The organism is Aquirufa sp. (genome assembly GCF_964796385.1).
Genome location: NZ_CBAUBA010000061.1, coordinates 1 through 3,062 on the forward strand (window position 1 = coordinate 1; position 3,062 = coordinate 3,062).

Annotated in this window: 5 protein-coding genes and 1 pseudogene; all 6 read left to right on the forward strand. The window is 39.6% G+C overall.

Annotated features, from left to right (window positions below):
* Nucleotides 1-117, forward strand: a pseudogene (locus AC1W6K_RS11710) (succinate dehydrogenase/fumarate reductase iron-sulfur subunit); the annotation flags it as partial.
* Between the two features lie 48 nt (nucleotides 118-165).
* Nucleotides 166-750, forward strand: coding sequence for a thymidine kinase (locus tag AC1W6K_RS11715; protein ID WP_481721655.1), 585 nt, complete (start codon nucleotides 166-168; stop codon nucleotides 748-750).
* Between the two features lie 2 nt (nucleotides 751-752).
* The gene (locus AC1W6K_RS11720) at nucleotides 753-1,220 is read left to right on the forward strand and encodes a YkgJ family cysteine cluster protein (protein ID WP_481947626.1); all 468 of its coding nucleotides are present in this window, start codon (nucleotides 753-755) and stop codon (nucleotides 1,218-1,220) included.
* A 63-nt stretch (nucleotides 1,221-1,283) separates the two neighbouring features.
* Nucleotides 1,284-2,201, forward strand: coding sequence for an ROK family protein (locus AC1W6K_RS11725; RefSeq protein ID WP_481947627.1), 918 nt, complete (start codon nucleotides 1,284-1,286; stop codon nucleotides 2,199-2,201).
* 154 nt (nucleotides 2,202-2,355) lie between these two features.
* Nucleotides 2,356-2,592 (forward strand): acyl carrier protein, encoded by a 237-nt coding sequence (locus AC1W6K_RS11730; RefSeq protein WP_395783966.1) that lies wholly within the window; start codon nucleotides 2,356-2,358, stop codon nucleotides 2,590-2,592.
* Nucleotides 2,593-2,712: 120 nt separating this feature from the next.
* Nucleotides 2,713-3,062: beta-ketoacyl synthase N-terminal-like domain-containing protein (locus AC1W6K_RS11735; RefSeq protein ID WP_481947628.1), on the forward strand; the 350-nt coding region annotated here is incomplete at its 3' end.

The following is a 3,062-nucleotide window of genomic DNA, read 5'->3' on the forward strand; positions in this document are numbered from 1 at the left end:
TTTGGTGCATGTTCCAACACCGGTGCATGCGAAGCTGAGTGTCCTAAAGGCATTTCGCTGGAAAATATCGCGCGTATGAATCGTGAATATTTTTCATCAACTTTCAGTTCCAAATAATCTACATATAACGGCCCTTGAACGAAATTTCAAGGGCTTTTTGCGCCCTTGTTTTTAGAACCTACACATGCTCGATCTGCCCAAAACAAACCATCACTCGGGTGGATTGAAATAATTTGTGGCTCCATGTTTTCGGGTAAAACGGAGGAACTAATCCGCCGACTAAAACGGGCTAAAATCGCAAAATTACGGGTAGAAATCTTTAAACCAGCTTCAGATACCCGATATCATGATGAAGATATCGTCTCTCATAATCAAAATTCCATTCGTTCCACACCCGTTCTTAGTGCAAGTGAAATCCTACTACTAGCTGGAGATTGCGATGTCGTCGGCCTTGATGAAGTACAATTTTTTGATGATTCCATTATTGAAGTAGCTAATTCCTTAGCTAATCAAGGTAAGCGTGTTGTCATTGCAGGTTTGGATATGGACTTTAAAGGTATTCCATTTGGTCCTATGCCTCATTTAATGGCCATCGCAGAATATGTGACTAAAGTACATGCGGTTTGCGTTCAATGTGGAGACGTCGCAAATTACTCGTATAGGATTGTTGACAAAGAGGACACCGTACTTTTAGGAGAAACGGAATCCTATCAAGCGCGCTGCAGAGCCTGTTTTCAAGCCTCGATTTAAGTATGCCAAAGGACAAAAAAGACCCCTCCTTTCGGAAATTAATGCAGCGACTAGTCGCTAGAAAACCTAAGAATTTAGATCAACAATTTTTCCAGGCGCACACGGAAGTTTTCAAGAAAACGGATTGCTTGACTTGTGGCAACTGCTGCCGAACGACAAGTCCCATGTGGAATGAAACGGACATTCAACGGGTTTCACATCTTTTTAAGATGAAGACATCCGCATTTTTGGATGAATATTTAGTTCAGGATTCCGATGGAGATTGGGTTTACCCGGCAGCTCCTTGTCCATTTTTAGATCTTGCAGACAACAAATGTGGGATCTACGATCACCGCCCCAAAGCGTGCCGAGAATATCCACATACGGATCGCAAGAATATCATGGGGATTTTGTCTTTAACGCAAAAGAATGCCCTCATCTGCCCTGCCGTTACTCAAATACTAGAAAAAATCGAGCTAATTTACCCTTGAGCCACTTTTGATTTGAAATTCACGGCAAAATTCGACAATTTCGTAACTCAATAAATCAAAACTATGGCAGCAGTAGAATACTTAGGAATAGACGTAGGAGGTACCGGCGTTAAAATGGGAATCGTTCATTCGGACACCGGCCAAATCAACAGTTTTCAAAGTTATGATACAGCGACCTGGAGAGAATCAAATCACTTTTTAGAGCGTTTGGCAGATGCGATTGCATTGCAATTGTACCAACATAAAAACGTTAAAAAAATAGGTATCGGACTACCTGGTATCCTAACTAAAAACCGTCGGACATTAATTGAAATCACCGCAATACCTGAAATCGATGGATCTCCCATGATTGATATGTTGGAGAAAAGATTCCCAGAGCATCAATTTTTTATGGAAAATGATGCTAATGCGGCTGCTTTAGGTGAATTTTACTTCTCCCCAGATAAGGCGCTTATGCCAGAGGACTTTGTATTTATTACCTTAGGAACAGGTGTGGGTGGCGCAGCAGTTATTGATCGTAAAATATTCTTAGGAGGTGATGGCAATGCCATGGAACCTGGACATGTACCCTCTAAAAATGGGAAGGTATTAGAACGAAACGTCGGAAAAAAAGAAATATTGCAATTGGCAACTGAAATGCGCGCTTCCTATACAGGCAAAACATTATTGACCTCAGACGGAACAATTTCAACTACGGCTTTGGTCGTGGCCGCGGAAGAAGGGGATGAATTAGCCTTAGCCATTTGGAACGAAATAGGAACCCTTTTAGGCGATATGCTCGTTTCTTTAATTCGAATTTTAGACATCAAAAACATATTTATTGGCGGTGGTTTATCGGCATCATATGATTTCATTTTACCAAGTATGGAGAAGCAACTAAACTACTGGCTTACACCTGCCTACCTAGAAAAGTTGACGATAAAAAAGGCGCTATTAGGGAATGATGCGGGCTTATTAGGTGCAGCATCACTTTGTTTTTAATTGAAAGAGCTACTTTCAATTGAAAATTTTCCAAAAAGAATTAGTTGAATTATATTATATATTTTTAAAGTGCAAAATGGAATAAAATTTGTTTGATATTGTAACATTTAATTCTAATCTTTGCAACGTTTTTGAACCCCAAAATTTTTATAAAATGTCAGATATTGCAGAAAAAGTTAAGAGCATCATCGTTGAGAAGTTAGGTGTAGAAGCATCAGAAGTTACTCCTGAGGCATCTTTCACAAACGATTTGGGAGCTGACTCCTTAGACACGGTAGAATTGATCATGGAATTTGAAAAAGAATTCAATGTTTCTATCCCAGATGACCAAGCTGAAAACATCCAGACAGTAGCTCAAGCGGTTACTTATTTGGAAGAAAACGCAAAGTAATCGATTTACGATAAAAAATGATGTCAATTGGTACATGGTAATTCCTTCGGATATATTCCTAGGTTAATGCCCTTTACTAATTGACATTTTTTATTGCAACAAATCTAGTTATACCAAATTATGGAGTTAAAACGTGTAGTAGTAACGGGCCTAGGGGCTCTAACACCGATTGGAAATACGGTAGATACATTTTGGGAAGGCTTAGCTGCCGGAAAAAGTGGTTGTGCTCCTATCACCCGATTTGATGCTGAAAAATTCAAGACTCGTTTTGCTTGTGAATTAAAAGACTTCAAGGTAGAAGACTACATCAATACCAAAGAAGCTAGAAAAATGGATCCATTCACGCAGTATGCGGTGATTGCGGCAGATGAAGCAATTGCAGACGCTGCATTTGATATGGAAACTTTAAATAAAAATAAAGTAGGCGTCATTTGGGGATCAGGGATTGGTGGACTTAAAACCTTTGAGGA